The 25919-nt window shown below is 38.4% G+C and carries 16 protein-coding genes and 2 tRNA genes; 8 read left to right on the top strand and 10 right to left on the bottom strand.

Going from position 1 to position 25919, the window contains the following annotated elements; all coding sequences use genetic code 11:
- Nucleotides 1-3 precede the first annotated feature (3 nt).
- Entirely contained in the window at nt 4-1443 is a 1440-nt protein-coding gene (locus PR809_RS04930) for a catalase (RefSeq protein WP_206276258.1), read from the bottom strand.
- A gap of 335 nt (nt 1444-1778) precedes the next feature.
- Between PR809_RS04930 and PR809_RS04935 the strand changes: the two genes are divergently transcribed.
- Complete coding sequence (locus PR809_RS04935; RefSeq protein WP_206276257.1) at nt 1779-2318, top strand: YfaZ family outer membrane protein; 540 nt, start codon at nt 1779-1781, stop codon at nt 2316-2318.
- 103 nt (nt 2319-2421) lie between these two features.
- Here PR809_RS04935 and PR809_RS04940 read toward each other — a convergent pair whose 3' ends face one another.
- Both PR809_RS04940 and tyrP read right to left on the bottom strand, forming a co-directional pair.
- Complete coding sequence (locus tag PR809_RS04940) at nt 2422-3339, bottom strand: Rpn family recombination-promoting nuclease/putative transposase (protein ID WP_166264584.1); 918 nt, start codon at nt 3337-3339, stop codon at nt 2422-2424.
- A gap of 227 nt (nt 3340-3566) precedes the next feature.
- Complete coding sequence (tyrP, locus tag PR809_RS04945) at nt 3567-4715, bottom strand: tyrosine transporter TyrP (RefSeq protein WP_231068718.1); 1149 nt, start codon at nt 4713-4715, stop codon at nt 3567-3569.
- A gap of 477 nt (nt 4716-5192) precedes the next feature.
- Between tyrP and PR809_RS04950 the strand changes: the two genes are divergently transcribed.
- Nucleotides 5193-6533, top strand: a complete 1341-nt coding sequence (locus tag PR809_RS04950; protein ID WP_102137656.1) for an anaerobic C4-dicarboxylate transporter — start codon at nt 5193-5195, stop codon at nt 6531-6533.
- A 405-nt stretch (nt 6534-6938) separates the two neighbouring features.
- A complete protein-coding gene (locus PR809_RS04955; RefSeq protein ID WP_206276256.1) occupies nt 6939-7460 on the top strand; it encodes a hypothetical protein in 522 nt (173 codons plus the stop codon).
- Between the two features lie 149 nt (nt 7461-7609).
- On the opposite strand, the gene yfaE is transcribed toward PR809_RS04955, so the two are convergent.
- The 4 genes from yfaE to ubiG form a co-directional block, all read right to left on the bottom strand.
- Nucleotides 7610-7873 carry a class I ribonucleotide reductase maintenance protein YfaE gene (yfaE, locus tag PR809_RS04960; RefSeq protein WP_102137658.1) on the bottom strand — a complete coding sequence of 88 codons (264 nt, stop codon included), beginning with the start codon at nt 7871-7873 and terminating at the stop codon, nt 7610-7612.
- 2 nt (nt 7874-7875) lie between these two features.
- Nucleotides 7876-9012 carry a class Ia ribonucleoside-diphosphate reductase subunit beta gene (nrdB, locus tag PR809_RS04965; RefSeq protein ID WP_102137659.1) on the bottom strand — a complete coding sequence of 379 codons (1137 nt, stop codon included), beginning with the start codon at nt 9010-9012 and terminating at the stop codon, nt 7876-7878.
- An 11-nt stretch (nt 9013-9023) separates the two neighbouring features.
- Nucleotides 9024-11315: a class 1a ribonucleoside-diphosphate reductase subunit alpha gene (gene nrdA, locus PR809_RS04970; protein ID WP_166264591.1), complete on the bottom strand. Its 2292-nt coding sequence runs from the start codon at nt 11313-11315 to the stop codon at nt 9024-9026.
- A gap of 358 nt (nt 11316-11673) precedes the next feature.
- The gene (ubiG, locus tag PR809_RS04975; protein ID WP_102137661.1) at nt 11674-12396 is read right to left on the bottom strand and encodes a bifunctional 2-polyprenyl-6-hydroxyphenol methylase/3-demethylubiquinol 3-O-methyltransferase UbiG; all 723 of its coding nucleotides are present in this window, start codon (nt 12394-12396) and stop codon (nt 11674-11676) included.
- Between the two features lie 299 nt (nt 12397-12695).
- Between ubiG and gyrA the strand changes: the two genes are divergently transcribed.
- Together gyrA and rcsC are read left to right on the top strand one after the other, a co-directional pair.
- A complete protein-coding gene (gyrA, locus tag PR809_RS04980; RefSeq protein ID WP_102137662.1) occupies nt 12696-15311 on the top strand; it encodes a DNA topoisomerase (ATP-hydrolyzing) subunit A in 2616 nt (871 codons plus the stop codon).
- A gap of 157 nt (nt 15312-15468) precedes the next feature.
- Nucleotides 15469-18312: a two-component system sensor histidine kinase RcsC gene (gene rcsC, locus PR809_RS04985; RefSeq protein WP_272524457.1), complete on the top strand. Its 2844-nt coding sequence runs from the start codon at nt 15469-15471 to the stop codon at nt 18310-18312.
- A 78-nt stretch (nt 18313-18390) separates the two neighbouring features.
- On the opposite strand, the gene rcsB is transcribed toward rcsC, so the two are convergent.
- Together rcsB and rcsD are read right to left on the bottom strand one after the other, a co-directional pair.
- Nucleotides 18391-19041 (bottom strand): response regulator transcription factor RcsB, encoded by a 651-nt coding sequence (gene rcsB, locus PR809_RS04990; protein ID WP_004259923.1) that lies wholly within the window; start codon nt 19039-19041, stop codon nt 18391-18393.
- A 1-nt stretch (nt 19042) separates the two neighbouring features.
- Nucleotides 19043-21742: a phosphotransferase RcsD gene (gene rcsD / locus PR809_RS04995; protein ID WP_206277030.1), complete on the bottom strand. Its 2700-nt coding sequence runs from the start codon at nt 21740-21742 to the stop codon at nt 19043-19045.
- A gap of 213 nt (nt 21743-21955) precedes the next feature.
- On the opposite strand from rcsD, the gene PR809_RS05000 reads away from it, so the two are divergent.
- The 3 genes from PR809_RS05000 to lpxL all read left to right on the top strand — a co-directional run bounded on the left by PR809_RS05000 (nt 21956) and on the right by lpxL (nt 23775).
- Nucleotides 21956-22043 (top strand) — tRNA-Ser (locus PR809_RS05000).
- Nucleotides 22044-22048: 5 nt separating this feature from the next.
- A tRNA-Thr gene (locus tag PR809_RS05005) sits at nt 22049-22124 on the top strand.
- Between the two features lie 727 nt (nt 22125-22851).
- Nucleotides 22852-23775 (top strand): LpxL/LpxP family Kdo(2)-lipid IV(A) lauroyl/palmitoleoyl acyltransferase, encoded by a 924-nt coding sequence (gene lpxL, locus PR809_RS05015; protein ID WP_206277031.1) that lies wholly within the window; start codon nt 22852-22854, stop codon nt 23773-23775.
- Between the two features lie 542 nt (nt 23776-24317).
- On the opposite strand, the gene gltP is transcribed toward lpxL, so the two are convergent.
- Nucleotides 24318-25625 carry a glutamate/aspartate:proton symporter GltP gene (gltP, locus tag PR809_RS05020; protein ID WP_206277032.1) on the bottom strand — a complete coding sequence of 436 codons (1308 nt, stop codon included), beginning with the start codon at nt 25623-25625 and terminating at the stop codon, nt 24318-24320.
- Nucleotides 25626-25919: the final 294 nt, after the last annotated feature.

Genomic DNA, 25919 nt, shown 5'->3' on the forward strand with positions numbered 1-25919 from the left:
ACACTATTTTAGTGCTTTCAACGCTTTTTCAACACCCGCGCCATATTCAGGATGAACTTGTTTAAATAACTCGATTTGGCGCACTTGCGTGGCTTCTGTCGCGTCAATGAGTTCACCTGCAATACGTTTAAACATACGTTGGTGTTCTGCATCATCTAATAACTCATATAATGCACGTGGTTGGCTGAAATAGTCTTGGTCTTCACGGTGATCCCAATGGTCAGCTGCACCTTCAATAGTTAATGGCGGTTCGCTAAAGTCAGGCTGTTCTTGGAATAGACTTGCTTCATTTGGCTCATAGGTTACGTGGTTGCCACTATTACCGTCAACGCGCATTGCACCATCGCGGTGGTAATTATGGAATGGGCAACGTGGGGCATTCACTGGGATTTGATGATGGTTGACACCAAGGCGATAACGATGGGCATCCCCATATGAGAACAGGCGACCTTGTAACATTCTATCCGGTGAGAAACCAATACCCGGAACGACGTTAGCAGGGCTAAAAGCTGCTTGTTCTACATCTGCAAAATAGTTATCTGGATTACGATTAAGTTCAAAATAACCGACATCAATTAATGGATAATCTTTATGTGGCCAAACTTTAGTTAAGTCAAAAGGGTTATAAGGAACTTGAGAGGCTTCCTTCTCTGGCATAATTTGTACTTGCAAATTCCAGCGTGGGAAATCCCCTTTTTCAATTGATTCAAACAGATCGCGCTGTGAACTTTCTCTGTCTTTACCAACTAATTGCTCAGCTTGTTCATCAGACAAATTCTCAATGCCTTGTTGGCAACGGAAATGGAATTTGACCCAGAAACGTTCATTATTACTGTTAATGAAACTGTATGTATGGCTACCAAATCCATGCATATGACGATAACTTTGTGGAATACCACGGTCACTCGCATCAATGGTTAATTGGTGTAAAGATTCAGGTAACTGAGAGAAAAAGGCCCATTTATGTTCCATTGTACGCAGGTTAGAGCGAGGGTCACGCTTCACTACGTGGTTTAAATCAGGGAATTTTAATGGGTCGCGGAAATAGAATACAGGGGTGTTGTTACCCACCATATCCCAGTTACCTTCTTCAGTATAAAATTTTAATGCGAAACCACGAATGTCACGCTCTGCGTCGGCAGCACCACGTTCACCTGCAACGGTAGAGAAGCGAGCAAACATTTCTGTTTTTTTGCCCACCTCAGAGAAAATTTTTGCACGAGTATAGCGGCTAATATCATGGGTTACGGTAAACGTACCGAAAGCACCAGAACCTTTTGCATGCATGCGTCTTTCAGGGATCACTTCACGGTCAAAATGGGCAAGCTTTTCTAAAAACCAAACATCCTGTAATAACATTGGGCCACGTTTACCAGCTGTCATCACATTATTATTATTGGCGACCGGGGCGCCTGAGGCGGTAGTAAGGCCTTTCTTTTTCATCACAATGCTCCTTTGTTTGGATTAAATGACTACACAAACCTAACTAATAAGTTAATATTTTGTAAAAAATAAAAAACACTACTACAATAAACTTGTAATTCAGTATAGTTATTATGGAATTGATTATCTAATTAATATAACCAATTACTGTGATTACAAGTAGAAAAATGCGTATTTATCGCACTTTTTTGCACTAAATTTTTTGATACGTGAAATTTTGTAATGAATAAAGTGGGCTTTTATCGAGGCTATAGCGTAAATCTAGGTAAGAATGGCTGAAAATAAGGTGAGATTCGCGTAATATTCATAGGTAATAATATCAAGAGGATAAAATAATGCGCAAATTATTATTGGCAGCAGCGATGTCACCATTATTCGTAGGTACTGCACATGCAGTTTCAGTCAGTGCACAAGCAGGTGAACATTTTACTGAGCTGTCTGCGGGGTTAGGTAACCAAAATGCAGGGTTAGCATTTAATGGTTCTTGGGCTCGTAGTGACCATGATGGACAAACGGGAAGTATTGGTGCCACATTTGGCTTACCTGTAGGGCCTTTCTCTGCATTCGTTGGTGGTAAGGGGTTATATTTATCTCCCGATCATAATAGTAGCGGTGCTGCATTAGCTGTTGGTGGTGGGTTAAATTGGCAGGCACTGCCTTCACTGAATATTTACGGTGAAGCTTACGGTGCTCCAGAACAACTGACTTCTGGCAGCAAATCGTATGTCGAAGCTAAAGCTGGTGCGCGCTATACGGTATTCAAGCCTTTATCTATTGATGCAGGATATCGCTTGATTGAAATGAAAGGGACGCATGGTAATAGTAGCGATAAACTTGCCGATGGCTGGTATGTTGGTGCAGGGCTATCTTTCTAAGTTGTTGTGATATATCTACAGTTCCTAGTCGTTGCATGGCTAGGAGCTGGCTGTGATGCCTTTAGTCCAACAGAAAATAACTCAAAGAGGTATCCACCAGAAACTAACCTTGTTTAGTATTATTTAAAGACATGAGTATTTCGCGGCTTAGTCCAGTGCATTCAACGATAATATCCAAACTAATACCATTCTTAAGAAGGTGGCGTGCCATTGTTATTTGGGCTTCTTGGCGACCTTCCACTCTGCCTTCTTGGCGGCCTTTGTTCTGTAAACGCAGTGCGATATTCATAATAGCTCCCTTATGTTTTTCTGTTTTTTCGCTCAATGCCTGAATGATATGTTCGAAATTAGCAGAATCTAAAGCAATGAACAGATAATTGATAATAGTAATGATGTCATTATCGCTATTATAGTGTTTATTGAGTGCTTGCGCCAAGAGCGGGAGTACCTGTTGAAATTCATCCCGTAAGTGCTTATGTTTCATTGCTAATTCCATTACTGCAATCTTTCGATGATTAACTAATTCATTATCATCTATGATAGTTATATCGACTAAAGGAAATGGTTGAGTGTAAAGATTATTAGCGATATCAGGGAAAGGGAAACAGTCAGTCCAAAGTTGGGTATAAGGATAAGGCGAACGACCGCCATGGTAGAAAAGGATAGGGACGACAAGGGGCAATTTCTTATTTCCTTGTTGCATATGCTGATTCATGGCTAAAAAAGCATAATGCATCAGACGCCATGCCATCAGTCTATCGGGCGTTGATTGGTGTTCAACTAAAAGGTAGAGGTATCCTTTTCCTTGCGTTGTTTCTACTGAATATAGCACATCTGATAATCGCGAGCGGAGTTGCTCATCAATAAATGAGGAATTTGTAAGTGATAACGTATTGAAGTCACACAATGATTTTATTTGTGCAGGCAAATAGATATCAAAAAAATCTCGTGCATTTTCGATATTCGTCATGATGCCTTTAAAAGCCGCATCATGAATGTTGGATACTTGTTTTTTCTTCACCTAATTCACCTCATGAAGACCGCAATATGGCGAAGATACGGTAAAATGATTAGGTTGTCTGTTCAGAATTATTTTCTGACAAGTGTCGAAATAACAGAACGAAGTTTTTTAAATGTAATGAATAATAGATTAAATTTAGATAATTAATTTGGTTTTCAAGGGGGGAAGCCCCCAATCTTGATAAATCAATGCTTGGGGACTGGTCGTATACTTAATATGGCAGATATTTAGCCAACGTTTGGTAAAAAACCGGCAACAATCGAAAATTGGATAGCAATTACAGCGATACCACATACCAACACGAGGGCTAAAATAGGTGTACCGCCTTTAACTTGATACCCACCTTGAGTTTCTAATTTGCGAACACGGAATGTTAGTAGTGCAGGAATAATCAGCGCTAAGACCGAGAGTGCAACAGCGGCATACGTTAATGCTTGTACGAAACTACTGAAAAATAGGGCGGCCAATAATGGCGGAACAAAAGTCAGCAAGCTGGTTTGTACACGACCAATAAAATGATTGCTCCGTTTGAATAAATCAGCGAGGTAATCAAATAAACCCAATGCAACGCCTAAGAAGGATGTGGCTAACGCTAAATCCATAAACAAGCTAACGGCAATATTGACTCGAGGCGTAGCGACAACATCGCGAATGGCTGTGAGTAACCCATTAAGGCCTGATTCCTGAGCTAGGATCCCGATAAAAGTCTGTGATGGAATAGAACCTAATGTTGCGATTTGCCATAGAATATAAGCGACTAAAGGAATTGCACTTCCGGTAATGAAAATCATGCGTAACTTGCGCACATCCCCATTCATATAGTTAACTAAACTAGGCACGCTGCCATGGAAACCAAAAGAAGTAAAAATAACGGGAACGGCAGCAAGGATAAGGCCTTTTTCAATTGGCATAGTGCTTAAATTCACGGCTTCAGCATGCGGCATCATCACAACTAACATGATCACCAAAAAAATTGTTTTGGCCGTGAATAAAATTCGGTTAATAAAATCGACTGAATGCGTACCAATACAGACAATTGCACCACCAATAATGGTAAATGCAATAATGGCAGTATCGGTTGAAATTTTAATTCCCCACCATGAAGATAGGCTATCTGAAATTAATACGCCCGCTCCACCGATATAAGCAGTTGTTAGCGCGTACATTAATAGCAGCATACTCAGTCCGGTTACTATCTGTCCAACAGGCCCAAGATATTTTTTAGCAACAGAGCCTAAACCCATATTCGCAGGGTTATGTTGATACACCTCGACTAATAGTAATGAGGTATAACTCATTAACATCCATAATCCAACAAGCAAGCAGACGATGCTTGTGAAACCGACTCCCGCAGCGGCAAGTGGCATTGCCAACATCCCTGCACCTATTGTTGTCCCTGCAACGATTAACACACTGCCAAGCGTACGATTCTTCACAAGTTCCTCTAATTGAATTTGAATAATTAACAAGTGATGCAGATTATGCGATCGCAAGTTCGCTGTCAAATGTAAATTACAGAAGGTGTAATCTTTTATTTACACCTCTAATCAGGTAGGTAGGAAATGAAAGACAATAGCAGCGTTAATAAAGTAAAGAAAAAATGATGATTTAAAGTGGCTAAAGGTAAATTTATATGGGGTAAGTTGTTAAAAATGGTGTGGTAATTGATTGATTTTTATGAAAGTGGTAGGTAACTGGGTAGTATGTCAGTTACTTAATATAAATTATGTGATGAGGTCAAAATAAAAGCATAAAAAATAAAAGTAAATTGATTTTGAAGTTATCATAAATCAAATTAATGCTTGAAAATCATCCCGATAATATATGTAAACATATATATAAAGGATGGAACTATGGACTTTATGATTCAACTCGCCATTATCCTTGTTTGCTTATTCTATGGGGCAAAAAAAGGGGGAATGGCACTCGGGCTATTAGGTGGTGTTGGCCTAGTTATCTTAGTTTTTGGCTTTGGTTTACCGCCTGGAAAACCGCCTGTTGATGTTATGCTTGTTATCATTGCTGTTGTTGCCGCATCAGCAACGTTGCAAGCATCAGGCGGTTTGGATGTCATGCTACAAATTGCAGAACGACTACTGCGGAAAAACCCTAAGTACATTTCTATTGTGGCACCTTTTGTGACATGTATCTTAACCATTTTGTGTGGTACAGGGCATGTGGTGTATACAATTTTACCTATCATTTACGATGCAGCGATTAAAAATAATATTCGCCCTGAAAGGCCAATGGCTGCGAGTAGTATTGGCGCACAAATGGGGATTATCGCCAGTCCAGTTTCAGTGGCCGTTGTTTCATTAGTAGCAATGCTAAATGGTGTGACAATCAATGGCCAGTCACTTGAATTCCTTGATTTATTGGCAATTACTATCCCATCGACATTAATTGGTATTTTAGCGATTGGTATTTTTAGTTGGTTTAGAGGTAAAGATCTCGATAAAGACCCTGTATTCCAAGAGTTTATTTCAGTGCCTGAAAACCATGATTACGTCTATGGTGACAGTGTGACACTGTTGAATACAAAATTACCGAAAATTAACTGGGTCGCGATGTGGATTTTTTTAGCCTCTATCGCAGTTGTGGCATTACTTGGTGCATTCTCAGAGCTAAGACCTCTAGTTAATGGTAAGCCGTTATCTATGGTTTTAGTCATTCAGATGTTTATGTTATTAGCTGGTGCGCTAATAATCATTATCTGTAAGACCAACCCAGGGCAAATTTCAAAGAACGAAGTATTCCGTTCAGGGATGATAGCGATTGTCGCAGTGTATGGTATTGCGTGGATGGCAGAAACCATGTTCGGTGCTCACATGGATGAAATTAAAGGAACGTTAGGTTCTTTAGTAAAAGATTTCCCTTGGGCTTATGCCGTCATCTTATTATTAGTCTCTAAGTTTGTTAATTCACAGGCAGCCGCATTGGCCGCTGTCGTCCCCATTGCGTTAGGGATTGGTGTTGACCCGGCTTATATTATCGCTTCCGCACCTGCGTGCTATGGGTATTACATTTTACCAACTTACCCAAGTGACCTTGCGGCAATTCAGTTTGACCGTTCAGGTACTACACGAATTGGTAAGTTTGTTATTAACCACAGCTTCATTCTTCCTGGATTAATCGGGGTGGGTGTATCCTGTGTGTTTGGCTGGATATTTGCAGCGATGTACGGTTATTTATAAGGTTTAACCCTCGGTTTATCACAACGATTGTAAGACAGTTTTATCGGTAGTCTTACAATCGTTCATCATAAGACCTATTACCTTGTAATAGCGTTAGTGGCCACAATGATTGCCATGTTTTATCAATAAATGTCTTATAAAAGCATACTAAATAAGTACGCTAAATTCACAGTGAGTTCAGGGTTCAATATATCGCTTAAATAGCCTATACAATAAGAAAGTTATATTACGATTGGAACTACCATTGTGCTCGCTATTATTTCGTATCTGTTTGATTACTTGAATGATTGATTTTAACCAATACTCATTCATGACTATGAGCTAATCTCAGATTAAGACTAACTATTATTCGTTGTAATTAACTTAAACTATAAAAATAACGTAAGTAAACTTTTTGGGATAAACATGAAAAAATTTGCATATATGTTGCTGTTTACATCTGCTTGGGCATTTGCTAATACTGACGATTCAAGCACAATTAAAAGTAGCGTAAAATCAATAACATCTTCAATAACAAGCTCAAGTAAAGATGCGTTGTCAGGGTTAAAAGAAGGGATTGACGAGGGGAGGACATCTGGAAGTAGTGTTGATGGCGCAATTATAATTTACGATATAGAAAACCTAAATAAATATATTGATGTAAAGGTATTAACATCTGAAAAAGTGGCGGACAACGAGTATTTATTAACACTATCCGTTAAAAATAAGTCTGACTCAGCGGCTCGTTTAACAAACCTTGAAGATAAAAATAACCTTTATATCTTAGATAAAGATGGCTTTACATCCTATTTATCGGGCAAGCAAGAGGATATCAGTGTTCCCAAAAATGCAGCATCCAAGGTTAGGCTTAAATTTTTAGAGGTTGAAGATGAGCCTTCTATTTTAAGGCTTTATGATCTGGATATAAAAATACCAGCAATAAAATAATGTCTATGCATATTGTCGATTTTTCTATTATTAAAGTGACTTAGCCGCATTGTGGGGCTAAGTCAGATGCTTTGAAGTCAGGTTTTATACTTTTTGTTGCAGGGATTTGTTGCAGGGATCTTGAATTCCATCATTCATTAAGTTAATGATTAACCAATTTCAATATCAGAAAGCGGGTGGCAACAACAAGGCAGGATCTCTCCATCTTGCACAAATGCAATCGGCTTTTGCTTGTAGCCCACTTTCCCTTGCAATAATGTCACACGGCATGAACCACAGTAGCCTTCTCGGCATTGGTACTCTACAGGAATACGGCTGTCTTCTAAGGCTTCCAGCAAACACGAATGAACTTCGGTATGGTAGGGGACTTGAACACCCTGCGTTAACCGCAGGGTGATTTTATGGCTTGCCATGCTTATAGTTCAAAGCCGCTCAAATCGTCGGTATCGACTTGAGAGTCAATTTGCCCGACTAAATAAGAACTGACTTCAACCTCTTGAGGTGCAACTTGTACGTTATCAGACACCAACCATGCGTTGATCCATGGAATTGGGTTTGAACGTGCTTCAAATGGCAATTTTAGACCGACTGCTTGCATGCGGATATTCGTAATATATTCAACATATTGGCATAGAATATCTTTATTTAAACCAATCATCGAGCCTTCGCTGAATAGGTAGTCAGCCCACTCTTTTTCTTGCTCTGCTGCTTGAACGAACAAGTCATAACATTCTTGCTCGCACTCTGCTGCGATTTCGGCCATTTCTGGGTCATCTTGCCCTGAGCGTAACAGGTTCAACATGTGTTGCGTACCCGTTAAGTGCAACGCTTCATCACGTGCAATCAGTTTGATGATTTTTGCGTTTCCTTCCATCAGTTCGCGTTCAGCAAACGCAAACGAACAGGCAAAACTAACATAGAAACGAATGGCTTCAAGCGCATTAACGCTCATTAGGCACAGGTACAGTTGCTTCTTCAATTGACGTAGAGAAACAGTGACTTGTTTGCCATTGCAAGTATGTGTGCCTTCACCAAACATATGGTAGTAATTGGTCATTTCGATAAGATCATCGTAAAAACCCGAAATATCTTTAGCACGTTTTAAAATTTCTTCATTTTCAACAATATCGTCAAAAATAATAGCAGGGTCATTCACGATATTACGAATAATATGTGTATACGAACGTGAGTGGATAGTTTCAGAAAACGCCCACGTTTCAACCCAAGTTTCCAGTTCAGGAATCGAAATCAGTGGCAATAACGCCACGTTAGGGCTGCGGCCCTGAATAGAATCCAGCAGCGTTTGGTATTTCAGATTACTGATAAAAATATGTTTTTCGTGATCTGGCAGCGCATTGTAGTCAATACGGTCGCGCGACACGTCAACTTCTTCAGGGCGCCAGAAAAACGACAATTGTTTTTCAATCAGCTTTTCAAAAATAGGGTACTTTTGCTGATCATAGCGCGCCACGTTAACGGGTTGGCCGAAAAACATCGGCTCCAACATTTGGTCATTCTTTTTCTGTGAAAACGTTGTATATGTATGTGACATAACAATTCCTATTAAATTTTACACGCGCCGCCTTCGCAATCGGAATCCGCTGACTCAACAACTTCTTCCAGATCGCCTTGAACATCTTCCGCCCCATCGCGGGTGTTATGGTAGTAAAGTGTTTTCACACCAAACTTATAGGCGAGCAATAAATCTTTTAGCAATTGGTTCATTGGTACTTTGCCGTTCTCAAAACGAGTCGGGTCATAGTTTGTGTTAGCAGAAATCGACTGGTCGATAAATTTCTGCATGATACCAACGAGTTGTAAATAGCCACTATTTGAAGGCATTTGCCATAGCAGCTCATAAGCGCCTTTCAGACTTTCGTAATCAGGCACTACTTGGCGCAAGATACCATCTTTAGAGGCTTTAATACTGATATAACCACGTGGTGGTTCAATACCATTGGTTGCGTTAGAAATCTGTGATGATGTTTCTGAAGGCATCAATGCAGACAGCGTCGAGTTACGCAGACCGTGTTGTTTAATTTCTTGGCGTAATGCTTCCCAATCATAATGCAACGGCTCATTCGTTAACTTATCGAGCTCTTTTTTATAGGTATCGATAGGTAAAACGCCTTGTGCATAGGTTGTTTCGTTAAACCATGGGCACGCACCTTGCTCTTTCGCTAACTCATTCGAGGCTTTCAATAGATAATATTGAATAGCTTCAAATGTTTTGTGCGTTAAGTTATTCGCGCTACCATCTGAATAACGAACACCGTGCTTCGCGAGATAATAAGCGTAGTTAATCACGCCAATACCGAGTGTACGACGTCCCATTGAGCCTTGTTTAGCTGCAATGATTGGGTAATCTTGGTAATCAAGCAGCGCATCGAGTGCACGAACAGCTAATATTGCCAGCTCTTCTAATTCATCGAGGCTATCAATCGCACCTAAGTTAAACGCTGATAACGTACACAGTGCAATTTCACCGTTTTCGTCATTAATGTTATTTAATGGTTTGGTTGGCAGCGCAATTTCTAAACATAAATTAGACTGACGAACAGGGGCAACCTGTGGGTCAAATGGGCTATGTGTATTACAGTGGTCAACGTTTTGAATATAAATACGGCCTGTAGACGCACGCTCTTGCATCATTAATGAAAATAGCTCAACCGCTTTAACACTTGATTTGCGAATATTTTCATCTTTTTCGTATTTCACATATAAACGTTCAAATTCGTCTTGATCTGCGAAAAAGGCGTCATAAAGACCTGGAACGTCGGATGGGCTGAATAATGTAATGTCTTGGTTTTTAATCAAACGTTCGTACATTAACTTGTTTAGTTGCACACCATAATCCATATGGCGAACACGGTTACCTTCAACCCCACGGTTATTTTTCAGTACCAATAAGCTTTCAACTTCAAGGTGCCAAATCGGGTAGAACAAGGTTGCTGCACCACCACGAACACCACCTTGCGAACAAGACTTAACCGCAGTTTGGAAGTGCTTATAGAACGGAATACAGCCAGTATGGAACGCTTCACCGCCACGAATTGGGCTGCCTAATGCACGAATGCGACCCGCATTTACCCCAATCCCTGCACGTTGTGAGACATATTTCACAATTGCGCTTGAAGTTGCATTGATAGAATCTAAGCTGTCGCCACACTCAATCAGTACACAGGAACTGAATTGACGTGTAGGGGTACGTACCCCCGCCATAATAGGCGTAGGTAATGAAATTTTGAATGTTGAAACTGCGTCATAGAAACGGCGAATATAATCAAGACGCGTCTCTCTTGGGTAGTGTGAAAACAGGCAAGCAGCGACTAAAATGTATAAAAACTGTGCGCTTTCATAGATTTCACCGGTAACGCGGTTTTGAACTAAATATTTCCCTTCAAGCTGTTTTACCGCAGCATAGGAAAAATTCATATCACGCCAATGGTCTATAAAGCTATCCATTTGCTCGAACTCTGCTTCAGAGTAGTCTTCCAGCAAATGCTTGTCATATTTCCCCATTTCAACGAGGTGTTTAACATGCTTATATAATGTAGGCGGTTCAAACTGACCATAGGCTTTCTTGCGTAAGTTAAAAATAGCAAGACGAGCAGCGAGGTATTGGTAATCAGGTGTATCACCCGTAATTAAATCGGCTGCTGCTTTGATCATCGTTTCGTGAATGTCAGAAGTTCTGATCCCATCATAAAACTGAATCTGTGAACGTAACTCCACTTGAGAAACGGATACGTTACTTAGGCCTTCGGCAGCCCAGGTGATTACCTTGTGGATTTTATCGAGATCAATGCGTTCTTTATGTCCATCACGCTTTGTGACTAACAGACTCTGGTTCATGAGCAAGTACACCTTGGTTGAACTACAAATAGTTTAAAATAAACATAAAAAAGCTCATGGTGTAATGCCATGAGACTAGTTGTGTTATGTTTTGTTGTACCACTATATGTAGTAGTTTGTTTAGAATACCATAACAAGATAATGTTAATATGTGATTTTATCAAGTGAACAAATTAGCGAGTTCTTGTGGATAACTGGTTGGATAAGAAAAATGATCATGTCGGTAAGCTGCATGGTAAAAGGCATTAATAAAAAAAATGCTTCCGACATGAGGATTAAAATAAATTTTGTAAAATGCGATCGTTTGCTGCTTTCTTAAACGTACTGCTTGTGATTTATTCTTTTCACGACTAGGTGATTATTCACTGACTGTATGCAACATATAATTTACATCAACATTTGGCCCAAGCCAGAACTTATCCGTTAATGGGTTATAGTGTAACCCTATGATATGTTTATCTTTCAATGGTGTTCCATCAATCCAGCTAATCAATTCAGAAGGGCGAATAAATTTATTCGCATCATGGGTGCCTTTTGGAACCATTTTCATCACATATTCAGCAGCAACCACTGCCATCAACCATGCCTTTTTGTTGCGATTAATGGTAGAAAAAATAACATGCCCGCCAGGTTTCACTAATTTAGCGCAAGCTCTAACGACAGATTGAGGATCAGGAACATGTTCAAGCATCTCCATGCAGGTCACAACATCATAGGCTTGTGGGTGCTTGTCTGCGTGTTGTTCAACGGTTTCTTGTACATATTCAACCGGAATGCCGGACTCAAGAGAATGCAAGCGAGCAACCATTAATGGATCTGCCCCCATATCAAGGCCAGTCACTTCCGCGCCTTCGCGCGCCATACTTTCGGACAAAATGCCACCACCACAGCCAACATCAAGAATTTTTTTACCGAAAACGCCGTCTACACGCTGCATAATATAACCTAAGCGTAATGGGTTGATGCGGTGTAGTGGGGCGAACTCCCCTTCTAAGTCCCACCAACGTGAAGCAATGGACTCAAATTTTTCAATTTCTTGCTTATCGACGTTGAGGTAAGTTGGGGTTTGGGTGTCATTCATACAAAGAAGCTCCTATTTTTAACCTATAACCCGAAGGCCTATTAACGATAGTGATATTTAAACTATGTTAAGTCGGGGGGAAATAGTGGCCCGATAAGAATTGATGGCTAAAATATAAACAATAATGTAATTATTGCCGTGATTAATTGATAAACCGTCAAGTTTCGGACACATAAACTTAATTTTCCGCTATTATACATAGCTTGGAAGACAAATACCCGTCTCTTATTTTTATTAAATTGGCGAATTGTGGTATAGTTCTACTCTTTGAATCCGAAGTTATGAGGGACAGTGGTTCCATGAGCGAGATTGCCAGAGAAATCACACCAGTTAATATCGAAGAAGAGCTTAAAAGTTCGTATTTGGATTATGCAATGTCCGTTATTGTCGGCCGTGCACTTCCAGATGTTCGAGATGGACTGAAGCCAGTACACCGCAGAGTATTGTATGCGATGAATGTATTGGGAAATGATTGGAATAAACCCTATAAAAAATCTGCCCGTATTGTTGGGGACGTCATCGGTAAATACCATCCACATGGTGATATCGCTGTTTACGAGACAATCGTTCGTCTTGCTCAGCCTTTCTCAATGCGTTACATGCTGGTTGATGGTCAGGGAAACTTCGGTTCTGTTGACGGAGACTCCGCAGCGGCAATGCGTTATACGGAAATCCGTATGGCGAAAATTGCCCATGAACTACTTGCTGACCTTGAAAAAGAAACCGTTGATTTCGTTCCTAACTATGACGGAACAGAGCACATTCCTGAAGTTATGCCAACGAAAATCCCAAACCTTTTGGTTAATGGGTCGTCAGGTATTGCTGTTGGGATGGCAACCAATATCCCACCTCACAATTTAGGGGAGGTGATTAATGGTTGTCTTGCCTATATAGAAGACGAAGACATCAGCATTGATGGTTTAATGGAACACATTCCAGGGCCTGATTTCCCAACCGCAGCTATTATTAATGGCCGTCGTGGGATTATTGATGCGTATCGCACAGGGCGTGGCAAGGTCTATATCCGTGCAAGCGCTGAAGTGGAAGTCGATGAGAAAAATGGTCGCGAAACCATTATTGTCAGCGAAATCCCTTATCAAGTGAATAAAGCTCGCTTGATTGAAAAAATTGCTGAGTTAGTTAAAGACAAGCGTGTTGAAGGTATCAGTGCATTGCGTGACGAGTCTGATAAAGACGGTATGCGTATTGTTATTGAAATCAAACGCGATGCGGTGGGTGAAGTTGTACTGAACAACTTATATTCCTTGACCCAATTGCAAGTTTCTTTTGGTATCAATATGGTAGCTCTACACCAAGGGCAGCCGAAAATACTGAATTTAAAAGATATCATTGCTGCTTTTGTGCGTCACCGCCGTGAAGTCGTCACTCGTCGTACGATTTTCGAATTACGCAAAGCGCGTGATCGTGCTCATATCCTTGAAGCACTGGCAATTGCTCTTGCCAATATTGACCCAATTATTGAACTGATCCGTAAAGCACCAACGCCAGCAGAAGCGAAAGCAGGGTTGATTGCACGTTCTTGGGATCTGGGCAATGTCGCTGCAATGTTAGAGCGTGCGGGTGATGATGCCGCTCGTCCTGAGTGGTTAGAGCCCCAGTTTGGTGTTCATGAAGGGCAATATTTCCTGACTGAGCAACAAGCTCAAGCTATTTTGGATTTACGTCTCCAAAAATTAACGGGTCTTGAGCATGAAAAATTACTGGAAGAGTACCGTGAGCTTCTAGTACAAATTGAAGCATTACTGTTTATTTTGCGTAGTCCTGAACGTTTGATGGAAGTGATCCGCGAAGAATTAGAAATTATTCGTGATACTTATAACGACCCTCGTCGTACAGAAATTACTGAAAATACTGCAGATATCAATATTGAAGACTTGATCAACCAAGAAGATGTGGTGGTGACATTATCGCATCAAGGTTATGTGAAATATCAGCCTCTGTCTGATTACGAAGCACAGCGCCGTGGTGGTAAAGGTAAATCTGCAGCACGAACTAAAGACGAAGACTTTATTGACCGCCTTTTGGTGGCCAATACGCATGACACCATTTTGTGCTTCTCAAGCCGTGGCCGCTTGTATTGGATGAAAGTTTACCAATTACCAGAGGCTAGCCGTGGTGCTCGTGGTCGCCCAATCGTTAACTTATTGCCACTTGAACAAGATGAGCGAATTACAGCTATCTTGCCAGTGCGTGAGTACGAAGAGGGTTACAATGTCTTTATGGCAACTGCGAGTGGTACCGTTAAGAAAACACCTTTACAAGAATTCAGCCGTCCAAGAAGCGCAGGTATCATTGCGGTTAACTTGAATGACGGTGATGAGCTGATCGGTGTTGATTTAACTGATGGTTCAAACGAAGTTATGCTGTTTTCAGCTCAAGGTAAAGTTGTGCGCTTCGCTGAAGATGCCGTCCGTCCAATGGGACGTACCGCTACAGGGGTGCGTGGTATTAAATTAATGGATAACGACAAAGTCGTTTCTTTGATTATTCCACGTGGTGAAGGGCATATCTTAACGGTGACAGAAAACGGATACGGTAAACGTACTGAAGAAGCTGAGTACCCAACTAAGTCTCGTGCAACTCAAGGGGTTATCTCCATTAAAGTGAGTGAGCGAAACGGGCATGTAATTGGCGCGATTCAGGTTGATGAAACTGACCAAATCATGATGATCACAGACGCAGGGACATTAGTGCGTACACGCGTGTCTGAAGTGAGCGTCGTTGGCCGTAATACTCAAGGTGTTACCTTGATTAGAACTGCTGAAGATGAAAAAGTTGTTGGTTTGCAGCGCGTTGCTGAAACGGATGATGATGAAAACATTGATGATGAAAATGCAAATGAAAACACTGAAGAAAATGGTGTTGATGATGCAAGTATCGACGATCAAGAGTAATCACGACGTTTAATTTAATGAACGGGCAGCATAATTAGCTGCCCGTTTTAGTTTCTAGCCTAAATGTCTTTGTTTTATTACTTTTCATGTTTGTCGCTTTTTTATCATATAATCGAGTATAATTAGCAGTCATAGTATCGAATGTACAGGAAAGCGCTTGAGATATTTACCCTCGTTTAAAACATCACTTAGACTTTCTCGGGATTTATTTCGTATCCTCGGCTTGATGTTGTGGGGCATGGGCGTTTTTATCACTCTATTTTTCCTTTACTCGCAGTTTAATGAATACAAATCTGATATCCGTCAACAGTTCTATTCCGGGCATGAAAATATACAAGCGTATATTCAACAAACGGGAGCGACGCTGAATTCGATTCAATCGATGACTGAGCTATATAGAGTAAAGTTGCAAGAATCGACAGATGAAAATAATCTTCCAAGTAAGTTTCTGGAATTACCGAACGCATCTAATTACTCTTTCTATAAATTAACATCGAATACAGATTGTGATTATTTTAGGGATAGAGCGGAAAATTATTTGCAGGCTTTTGAGCAATTAAATTATTTTTGGAAAGATAGTATTGCTGCCCCTCAAGCTTTAAATCATGTCTTTTTAGTTGGTTCGAAAAGTTATTGTCTGGTGGATTACCCTATTCGATCTACTATATCGGATATCGAAATACTAAAAAAAGTCAGCTACGAAAGCGTACGGACTTACCAAGGTTTAAGGCTACAAGGCAAAGAGCGTAAATTATTTACCATTATGCATGGTGTACAGCCAGATTATGGGCAGCTTTACTTAATTCAGGCAATCAAGCACGACAATATGCTGCCTGCATTTATTGGGTTAGAGCGTACAATTAATTTGAATCAATTTAACATACGCCGAAATAAAGCTATCGAAATATTGATAATTAACGATTATAACCAACCTGTTTTATATTCTCCTATAGATATCAATCCTAAAGGCTCAGCGCTGCTCAATATTTCTGAGCCTTCATTTTTTGGTTTTAACTCAGATTATTCAAAATTAATTTTCAAAAAACGGTTAGCACCTTCTCAAATTACCGTCATTTTTTCAATTGCGACGTCTGAAATATTAGCGAGTTTAGAAAATGCTATCTTTTACGGTATTGTCCTAAATATTTTTACAGGGGGATTGATTTTCTTTTTAATTTGGTTACTTGAACGGAAAATGCTTGAACCTGCAGAAAACACCGCGATACGGCTCGAGGAACATGAGCAATTCAACCATAAAATTGTAGCATCAGCACCTGTTGGTATCATTATTTTAAGATTGACTGATGGCGGTAATATTCTCAGTAATGAATTAGCCCATGACTATTTTCGGTTATTAAATGATGATGATAAACAGCGAATATTGACAATCATCCGCCAGAAAACGAGCAATTATATCGATGTAGTGACAACCAACGGCACACACTTGCAAATTAGCTTTGTAAACTCACGATATCAAAATGAAGATGTCGCTATTTGTGTATTAATTGACATCAGCATTCGTGTGAAAATGGAAAAATCACTGCAGGATGTAGCCGATGCAGCTGAACAAGCTAACCATGCTAAATCAATGTTTTTGGCGACTGTTAGCCATGAATTAAGAACACCATTATATGGAATTATTGGTAATATAGAGTTACTACAACGTTATGAATTATCAGAGAAAGCAACACGCTTAGTTTCAACTATGGATAATTCATCATCGCTTTTATTACAGATTATTAGTGATATTTTAGACTTTTCAAAAATTGAATCTAAACAATTGAAAATAGAAAGCAAATTGTTTCATTGTCGAGAAGTTTTTGCGTTTGTATTAGCGAACTACTTGCCATTAGTGACTAAGAAAAAAATATCATTATATTCCTATATTGAACCCAGCATCCCAGATCTCATTTTGAATGATCCAGTTCGTTTACAACAAGTGATTTCTAATATTGTAAATAATAGTATTAAGTTTACGGAATCAGGTTTTGTGTTGCTTTATGTTTGGAAAGATGAAAACTATTTAAAGATAGAAATCCGTGATTCAGGGATTGGAATGACCCAGGCAGTGGTTATGCAGTTATTTGATCCATTTTTTCAAGTTTATGGGCAAAATAATTTGGGTCATAAAGGAACAGGCCTAGGTTTAGCTATTTGTGAAAAACTGGTTAACCTCATGGATGGTGATATTGAAGTAACTTCACAGATTGGACTTGGTAGCTCATTTACTATTCGTATTCCTTTATATGGGCAAGAATATACAAAGAAAAATATTCCAGAATATCGTGCACATTATCGCATTGCTATTTCGTGTCGAAATGAATTTTTAATGAATTTTCTTTTGCGTCTGTTAGGTCATGAGCAATTTTCAGTTGTTAGCCATAGCACAATAGATAAAACACAAAGATATGATTTGCTAATAACCGATTATGAGCATGTTGAGGAGATAGCCTACGAACATCATATCCAGCTATCAAGTGGTTATGCAGGCGAGCTCCATGAAGTAAAACAGAATCAATGGATTTATAATACATATCAATTAGATAAATTACCCATGTTAATTGATAAAGCCATCATGAAAACAAGTGAACAATCACAAAAAAATAGTATGGCAAATCAACCATTAGTCGTTGACCATTCGTTAGGTGAATGTCATGTATTGATTGTTGATGATCATCCAATTAACCGAGTATTATTGAGTGAGCAATTAGCGACAATCGGCTTTACTACTGGCACGGCGATAGACGGGCTAGATGCATTGAAATATTTAGATAATCATCATGTTGATATTATTTTAACAGATGTAAATATGCCAAATATGGATGGTTACCAGCTGGCCAAAGAACTGCGACGTTTAGCGTTCAACTTACCGATTATCGCATTAACCGCTAATGCAATGGCAGAAGAAAAGCAACGTTGTATTAATGCAGGGATGAATGATTGTTTATCAAAACCGACAACAATTGCAATTTTACGTGAGACCTTGACTCGCTATTGTTAAGTGTAGCTAAAAAATAGATACAAAAATAAAAACCCATAGTTGGGTTTTTATTGGTGTACTTTTGTAGTCGAAATGAAATTACTCTGAAGGCGAGTTATCAATGCTGACGGAAGAAAGGTAATTCAGTAGCGCTATATCATTTTCAACGCCTAATTTCAGCATGGCTGATTTTTTCTGGCTACTTATTGTTTTTATACTGCGGTTAAGTTTTTTTGCAATTTCAGTGACCAGAAAACCTTCAGCAAACAAACGTAGCACTTCACTTTCTTTTGGTGATAAACGTTTGTCGCCATAGCCGCTTGCATTGACTTTTTCCAGCAGCTTGCTCACGCTTTCGGGTGTGAATTTTTTACCTTTTTGTAAAGCCGCTAACGCTTTAGGTAAATCAGCAGGTGCGCCTTGTTTGAGCACAATCCCTTCAATATCCAGCTCTAAAATTGCGCTAAGAATGGCCGGGTTATTGTTCATTGTGAGAACAATGATTGATAGGTCAGGATAATGCCGTTTGATGTATTTGATTAAAGTAATACCATCACCATATTTATCACCTGGCATTGATAAATCAGTAACTAGCACATCCGCATTTAAACGCGCTAAGTTATTAATCAAAGAAGTTGAGTCCTCAAATTCCCCTACGATATTCACCCATTCAATTTGTTCAAGTGATTTCCTGATGCCGAAAAGAACGATAGGGTGATCATCGGCAACAATGACATTTAGGTTATTCATATTATTGGTTACCTTCTGGCATTAGTTTTTTGACTGAATTATCCAGCATGCTAATGCAATTTTTTATTTCCAATCCGTTTTCATCTGCTATGTAACGCTCCAAATCTTCACAAAGCTTATGAAGATAAGTAAATTCGAGCATAGCAAAAACTCCTTTTAAACGATGTGCAGTGTTTTTCAATTCGGTCAAATCCTCAACACTTTCACTATTATACAGTTTATTAATATCTATCGGTACTGTTGTGATGAACAAATCTCGATATCCACTATTTGCTAGCGCTAATTGATAACTTAAAATTGCATTTTCTATTGATTCATTCGAGGTCTGTGAAAGCACTTGAGTATCAACATGGTGTGAAATCAAATTATCAGAATGGCCATGTTCATCGTCTGCGTTTTCGATCAGTAATGAGATAGCATCAATTAATTCATCAGCAAAATTATAGTTAGCTTCGATGTAATGAGGTTGTAATTGATTGATTCCAGATAGGAAACCATTTACTTTAACAATGTTTTCAAAACATTCCTCGTTATTATCAGTTATTAAGAGATCCCAGTTGGTATGAGGGGAGCTCTCACTTAAATCCAAATATTCCGCGCCATAATTTGTTAATGTGCTCCTCACAATCCGTGAAATATCAGCATTATGTATATTTAAACGAATACAAATATCCTCCAATAATGCAGGGTACTCTTTGGCAAGCATCTCTTTGGCTGCTGGAAGCGTAACTTCATAATGAGTACCGATTGCATCACTTGAGCGAATAGAAAAAACACCATTCATTTTTTTTACCAGTAACTTACATAAATAAAACGTTATACCTGAACGTGTAAAGTTAGAGGCGTTCAAAATTTGCCCAGTAAAGGGGCTTTGCAAATTACTCAGTTCTTGGTTACTTACTCCAGTTCCACTGTCTTTAATATTTAATAAGATTGTATTTTTACTGGGGTTATAAGATAGCGTGAATGAAATTTTTCCAAAAGAGGTTGTTGCAATAGAATAATCCCAAATTAGTTGCATTAATTGCTTTAAATAATCAGGATTTGCCACGATAAGCGAATCTGGATTAACGTTATTATGAAAATAAAGCGCTAACCCTTTGTTATTACACTGGGATAGATTTTGCTTCAAAAATTGGCTAACCAGGTTACTGATAGAAACATTCTCAGTTTTTATAGGTTCAGCTTGGGATTCTAGCTGATTTAATAAGCTAATATTTTTAAACCAACGATTGATATAGAAAAGCTGACTTTCAATTTTTAAAATAAACTCACGGTTATTTATATTAGCCATTTCGGATAATTTAGTTAGTTGCTTATCCACTTTAATAAGTGAAGGTAATATTTCACTGTACATATTCTCAAATACGACTTTACGCATGTGAATATTTTTTTTGTATTCGCGATTGGCTAATTCTTGGCGTTTTTGGGTCAACGCCTCTTTATCTTTGTCCATAATAATAAAGAGGGCAGTGTTAGATTTTGACATGTTATCGACAAGTATAACTTCATATACAATATTCTCGATAGAAACTTGAATCACATCATGGTTTTCAATCGCCATTTCTTTAATGTGAACAAGGTCCATAGAAGGTAATAATTGGTTAGCAATGTCATTGCTCAGGATCTTTTTGTTGGTGTTAAAGTCATAAACTAAAATACCGTATGAAATATGACTGATAATATCGCTAGTCAGTGAGGCATTAAAACTCAGCTCTTGCAACATATTGGTATTTGGTGAAATAAGGCGCTTACGAATAAAGAGCATGATCAGTAAAGCGAATAAGATCATAATAAGCATGCCTGTCATTAGCCATAAGTTATAACTAACCACATTAAAAATAATACTTTTTAATGAAACATGGTAATAAAGCTGATATCCAGTCCCATCAATAGGATGGGAGAAAATGAGGTTGGTTCCAGACCAAGTTGAATGAGATTCATTGCTGCCCGTGCTTGAAGGGCGTGCATTAATTGTAAAAAAATTCCCATTTAAACTTGGTGGAATAAGTGAGTTGATAGAAATATCAAAGGATATGACGCTAGTTAACTGCCCCGGTGAATTGAACATTAACCGATAAGTATAGTAAAAAAGGTTATCGGGGGAGTATTTTTGGATATTTGAAATTATTTCCCGTCGATCTAACAATGTTGATTGAGTCAACATATCAGCACGCTTTTCTTCAGCCGTTAATGTGAGATAACTTTCTTTAAAACGGAGCTCAGGTTTAAGGATTGAATGGGTGGTCACTAAGACTAAGGTATTGTCTAAGCCATTGAGATAATACATGGAGTTATATTCATTACGGGCTCCCCACACAATCTCCATATAATTTGCAAGTTTAGACGCTAAAGCATTATTACTTTGCTTATTATTACCAAATACAATGGCATCAATGGATTGGTTTGCACTACTTAGCCAAAAAATATCATGGCGGATCCCAGTCACTGCGAGGTTATCGGTGGGTGGCACTGAAGATTTGTCATTGGCAATTTTGTAGATATGGCTTGCTTGATAACGATAATCTTCGATTTGATACGCTAACCGACTTGCCATGCTGTTCAAGCTAGTTTGACGGCTTTGAACCAATGCTTGATAGTAATTAAAGAGTGATAAAAAAAGCATCACAATTAGCAACAGAATAAATGCTGCGAAAATACGAAAAAGCGTGTTTGGTTTTAATAATGATTGTTTGTACATACTGTAGCAAGTCGTCCCATCGGCAATAGTATTATTAGGTTAAAAATCATACGCCTAGAGAAAGGATAGACACCGATTTTGCACAGATACTACCATTTTTATTGGAAAATAGAGAACAATTGAGTGAAGATTAGCCAAACGAAGTAAAAAAATCAATTTTTTTACTTTCAGGGGTAGACAAGTTGGTGGGATTCCTCCATAATCGCGCCCCATGGAGAGATGGCCGAGCGGTCGAAGGCAGCGGTCTTGAAAACCGCCGATGGGTAACCATCCTAGAGTTCGAATCTCTATCTCTCCGCCATATTAGCCGGCTTAGCTCAGTTGGTAGAGCAACTGACTTGTAATCAGTAGGTCACCAGTTCGACTCCGGTAGCCGGCACCAAATAAGAACCCGTTACATTTAATAGATGTAGCGGGCTTTTTCTTTGTATTTATGTACATAATGACAATGCCTTAAGCAGTGGTTGTGCCATATTGGTGTCATCGTGTGACATTAGCTCGTCGACCTTCATGGCATGTTCAGTGAGGCGATTCGCTGCTGCATGAACAAATACAAAGCGCTGGTGTTTTCCTATTTAGAGTTTCAATACCATGTATGTGGTATTATTTAGGGCAACACCTATCGCTTTTTCTCCTTTTGCATTTTCAGGGGCGATCCAGGCTACTTTCCTTCCTTAACTATTGGCGGTCACTTGAATTGACTGCTAATAAACATAGCTACTAAATTGACAAAACTAGCAAAATAATCCGTAAAATGACAAAAATACACATTAATAATGAGATTAATTAAGCCATATATGTGATAATTTTGACCATTCATAACTGTTTAGGTGATTACGTTTTTAGCTTAACTGGCATATAGTTCTGATTAAAGGTAAATAAAGTTACAGAGCTATTCATTCATTGGCTACACTGAAAATTAAATATTACTTAACTGCTTGGAAAAGGTTATCCGACTGTTATCTACTCAAATGGAAGATACATTGTAAGGGTATTCAGATAGTTGTGGGCGAAAGCCCATCTTGTTGTAGTAATCATGTTGAATTTAAAAGACTAAATATTGTCTAAAATAGCGTGCATTCTGCAAAGGCGAAGTATTGGGAGATATAATGTACGCCAAAAACCCATTTTCACTGAAATTGGTCCATCCGAAGTACTTAGTAACATGGGTGGGGGTTTTTATCTTATTTTTATTGGTTCAATTACCTTATAAATGGCAAATGTGGCTTGGTGCTTTTCTAGGCAGTAATTCACGGTATTTTATTAAGAGAAGAGTGTCGATAATTAAGCGAAATTTAGAGTTGTGTTTTCCGAATAAAAACAAAAATGAAATAGATACTCTGGTAAATGACAACCTAAAATCTTTAGGCATCGCATTATTTGAAACGGGGATCGCCTGGTTCTGGAGCGATAAAAACGTAAAAAAATTATTTCAAGTAAAAGGAATGTCTAATTATTTAGATGCTATTGGGAAAAATAAAGGCGTAATTATCGTTGGAGTCCATTTTATGTCACTTGAGCTAGGTGGTCGGATTATGGGCCTTTGTTTCCCTGTAAATGCCATGTATCGACCTCATAATAATAAAGCGATGGAATATATTCAGACAAAGGGGCGGTGCCGTTCTGGCAAAGGAATGATTGATCGTAAAAATTTAAAATTTATGGTTCAAGAATTGAAAAGTGGCAAGTCCATCTGGTTTGCACCTGACCAAGATTTTGGAAGAAAAGGCACGATATTTGCGCCATTTTTTTCTGTCAAAAATAGCTCTACATCAAAGGGGACATCAATACTTGCTCAATTATCTAAATCACCGACGCTCACAGTAACATTATTGAGAAATAAGAGTGGGGTTAACTATGATTTAGTATTGGGCAAAGAAATACTAGGATATCCAAGCTCTGATGAATTACAGGATGCAACAATGATTAACGCTGTTTTAGAGGCCGAAATAATGAAAGCCCCTGAGCAGTATCTTTGGGCTCATCGACGGTTTAAAACCCGGCCTGAAGGTGAAGTGTCACTTTATCGCTAGTTTTATCTTTAGTGTCAGATGCCATAGAGGGTTGAAAAGGAACTTGTAAGCTTTCTATTGATAACCATTTTTATCTTATAGTGTTTTCTAACTCATAATATAAAACGAGATAAACATATATTTATCTCGTTTTATCAAAGAATTATGTTGTTTTTAGTATAAGGCTTTTCGTTATAACCAGCTGTGTAGCATAAAATATGATAATGAAAATATAAAAATTACCATTAGGTGTTGGAGCACCTTTAAAAACAAAAGAAATCTTCTTATTTGATTCATTGTTTCCTGCTTGGCTAATAAAAACGGCTAATTAAACAGTCTTATATAGTGTAGTAACACTAACTATAAAATACCAAATTCCATTAAAAAAATTAAAAAAATGTGAAATAAATTACACTTAATAAGTAAAATTAACTAAGTTAATGAGTGGTTAATAAATAATAAAATATCTGGTCATTTATTAAGTAAAATACGTAAAAATAGAATAGCCTTCAATAACGATGTTAGTGGAAGGCTATTCTAATATAGAGTTACGTTAGAATAAACTAAAAGCTTTTTTCATATTCACGAGCTTTTTTATCGTCATAGTTATGTTCCCATTTGGCAATAACAAGAGCGGCTAGGGCGTTACCTACAACGTTAAGTGCGGTACGTGCCATATCTAGAATACGGTCTACACCTGCGATGAATGCAAGCCCTTCTAGTGGGATACCTACACTTCCTAGTGTGGCAAGAAGAACAACAAATGAAACGCCAGGGACACCCGCAATACCTTTAGACGTGATCATGAGCGTAAATACTAGGATAAGTTCTTGCCCAATAGAGAGTTCGATGCCATAGAGTTGGGCAATAAAAATAGCAGCAATACTTTGGTATAATGTTGAGCCATCTAAGTTAAATGAATAACCTATTGGAATAACAAAGCTTGTTACTGATTTAGGCGCTCCATATTTCTCCATTTTATCCATAATACGAGGAAGTACGGTTTCAGAACTGGCTGTTGAATAAGCGAGTAATAACTCATCTTTCAATATTTTTATTAAAGTAAAAATATTTATTCGGCAATAACGGGCGACTAATCCTAATACTACTACTGCAAAAAATAGAATTGCACAATGGACGAGTATAACAAGTTTCAACAGAGGCACTAAGGATGAGAAACCAAAGTTAGCGACGGTAACAGATATTAATGCGAAAACCCCGATTGGAGCATACATCATAATCATGTTCGTTACACGGAACATGGTTTCAGAGAAAGTCTGTAATACATTGAGTAGAGGTTGTTTTTTCTCAGAAGGTAAAGAAGAAAGCCCCAAACCAAATAACACAGCAAAAAAGATGACTGGCAGCATGTCACCACTTGCCATAGCAGCAAAAATATTACTTGGCACTAAAGTTAGGATCGTATTAATGATCCCTGAAGGGTGGCTTTCAACTTCTTGAGTGGTTTTTTCATATTGTGAAATATCGACTTGTGTTAATTGCGACATGTCGATACCAACACCTGGTTGGAATATATTGGCAAAAGAAATACCGACGATAATGGCAATTGTAGTAATAATTTCAAAATAAAGGATAGTTTTGAAACCAAGAGAACCGAGTTGTTTGGTATTACCAACCCCTGCTATCCCAACAATTAACGTTGATATAACGATAGGAACAACAATCATTTTGATTAACTGAATAAATATTTTACCCGCCGGGGAAAGAATATTTAAAATCAACCAATCTTTGTACTCTGAATTATCATGTAAAAGCGCTCCAGCAATAACACCTAAAATAAGAGCAAGTAATATTTGCCATCCTAGGCCAAATTTAAACGGTTTTTTTTTAGTCACTTGGTTTAATGTCATAATCAAATCTCATTTATATTAATAATTTTTATGTATGTGTTTTTATTATCATAAATTTTATATCGAATATTCGGTAAAACTACAACTAATAACTCGATTAATTTGAGTAATTTCAATGGGTGATCTATATAAATGTGTTTGTTTTGTTAATAAATAAGGCTATTATGGTTATTTATGTAAAATAAATGGTTGGAGTGTGAATGAATAAGTGATTTTTAATTGCAAGGTGTTTCTAAAAGTAAATCTGATAAATATTCCAAAATTGTTAATGGTATTGTTTTTGCACTGTTTGTT

The sequence above is a fragment of the Providencia sp. PROV201 genome (assembly GCF_028479545.1).
GTDB lineage: Bacteria > Pseudomonadota > Gammaproteobacteria > Enterobacterales > Enterobacteriaceae > Providencia > Providencia huaxiensis.

Bases quoted from the DNA above. Each gene is read 5' to 3' on its own strand.
- PR809_RS04930 (WP_206276258.1), bottom strand. From the start codon at position 1,443: ATGAAAAAGAAAGGCCTTACTACCGCCTCAGGCGCCCCGGTCGCCAAT.
- PR809_RS04935 (WP_206276257.1), top strand. From the start codon at position 1,779: ATGCGCAAATTATTATTGGCAGCAGCGATGTCACCATTATTCGTAGGT.
- tyrP (WP_231068718.1), bottom strand. From the start codon at position 4,715: ATGTTGGCAATGCCACTTGCCGCTGCGGGAGTCGGTTTCACAAGCATC.
- PR809_RS04950 (WP_102137656.1), top strand. From the start codon at position 5,193: ATGGACTTTATGATTCAACTCGCCATTATCCTTGTTTGCTTATTCTAT.
- PR809_RS04955 (WP_206276256.1), top strand. From the start codon at position 6,939: ATGAAAAAATTTGCATATATGTTGCTGTTTACATCTGCTTGGGCATTT.
- yfaE (WP_102137658.1), bottom strand. From the start codon at position 7,873: ATGGCAAGCCATAAAATCACCCTGCGGTTAACGCAGGGTGTTCAAGTC.
- nrdB (WP_102137659.1), bottom strand. From the start codon at position 9,012: ATGTCACATACATATACAACGTTTTCACAGAAAAAGAATGACCAAATG.
- nrdA (WP_166264591.1), bottom strand. From the start codon at position 11,315: ATGAACCAGAGTCTGTTAGTCACAAAGCGTGATGGACATAAAGAACGC.
- ubiG (WP_102137661.1), bottom strand. From the start codon at position 12,396: ATGAATGACACCCAAACCCCAACTTACCTCAACGTCGATAAGCAAGAA.
- gyrA (WP_102137662.1), top strand. From the start codon at position 12,696: ATGAGCGAGATTGCCAGAGAAATCACACCAGTTAATATCGAAGAAGAG.
- rcsB (WP_004259923.1), bottom strand. From the start codon at position 19,041: ATGAATAACCTAAATGTCATTGTTGCCGATGATCACCCTATCGTTCTT.
- rcsD (WP_206277030.1), bottom strand. From the start codon at position 21,742: ATGTACAAACAATCATTATTAAAACCAAACACGCTTTTTCGTATTTTC.
- lpxL (WP_206277031.1), top strand. From the start codon at position 22,852: ATGTACGCCAAAAACCCATTTTCACTGAAATTGGTCCATCCGAAGTAC.
- gltP (WP_206277032.1), bottom strand. From the start codon at position 25,625: ATGACATTAAACCAAGTGACTAAAAAAAAACCGTTTAAATTTGGCCTA.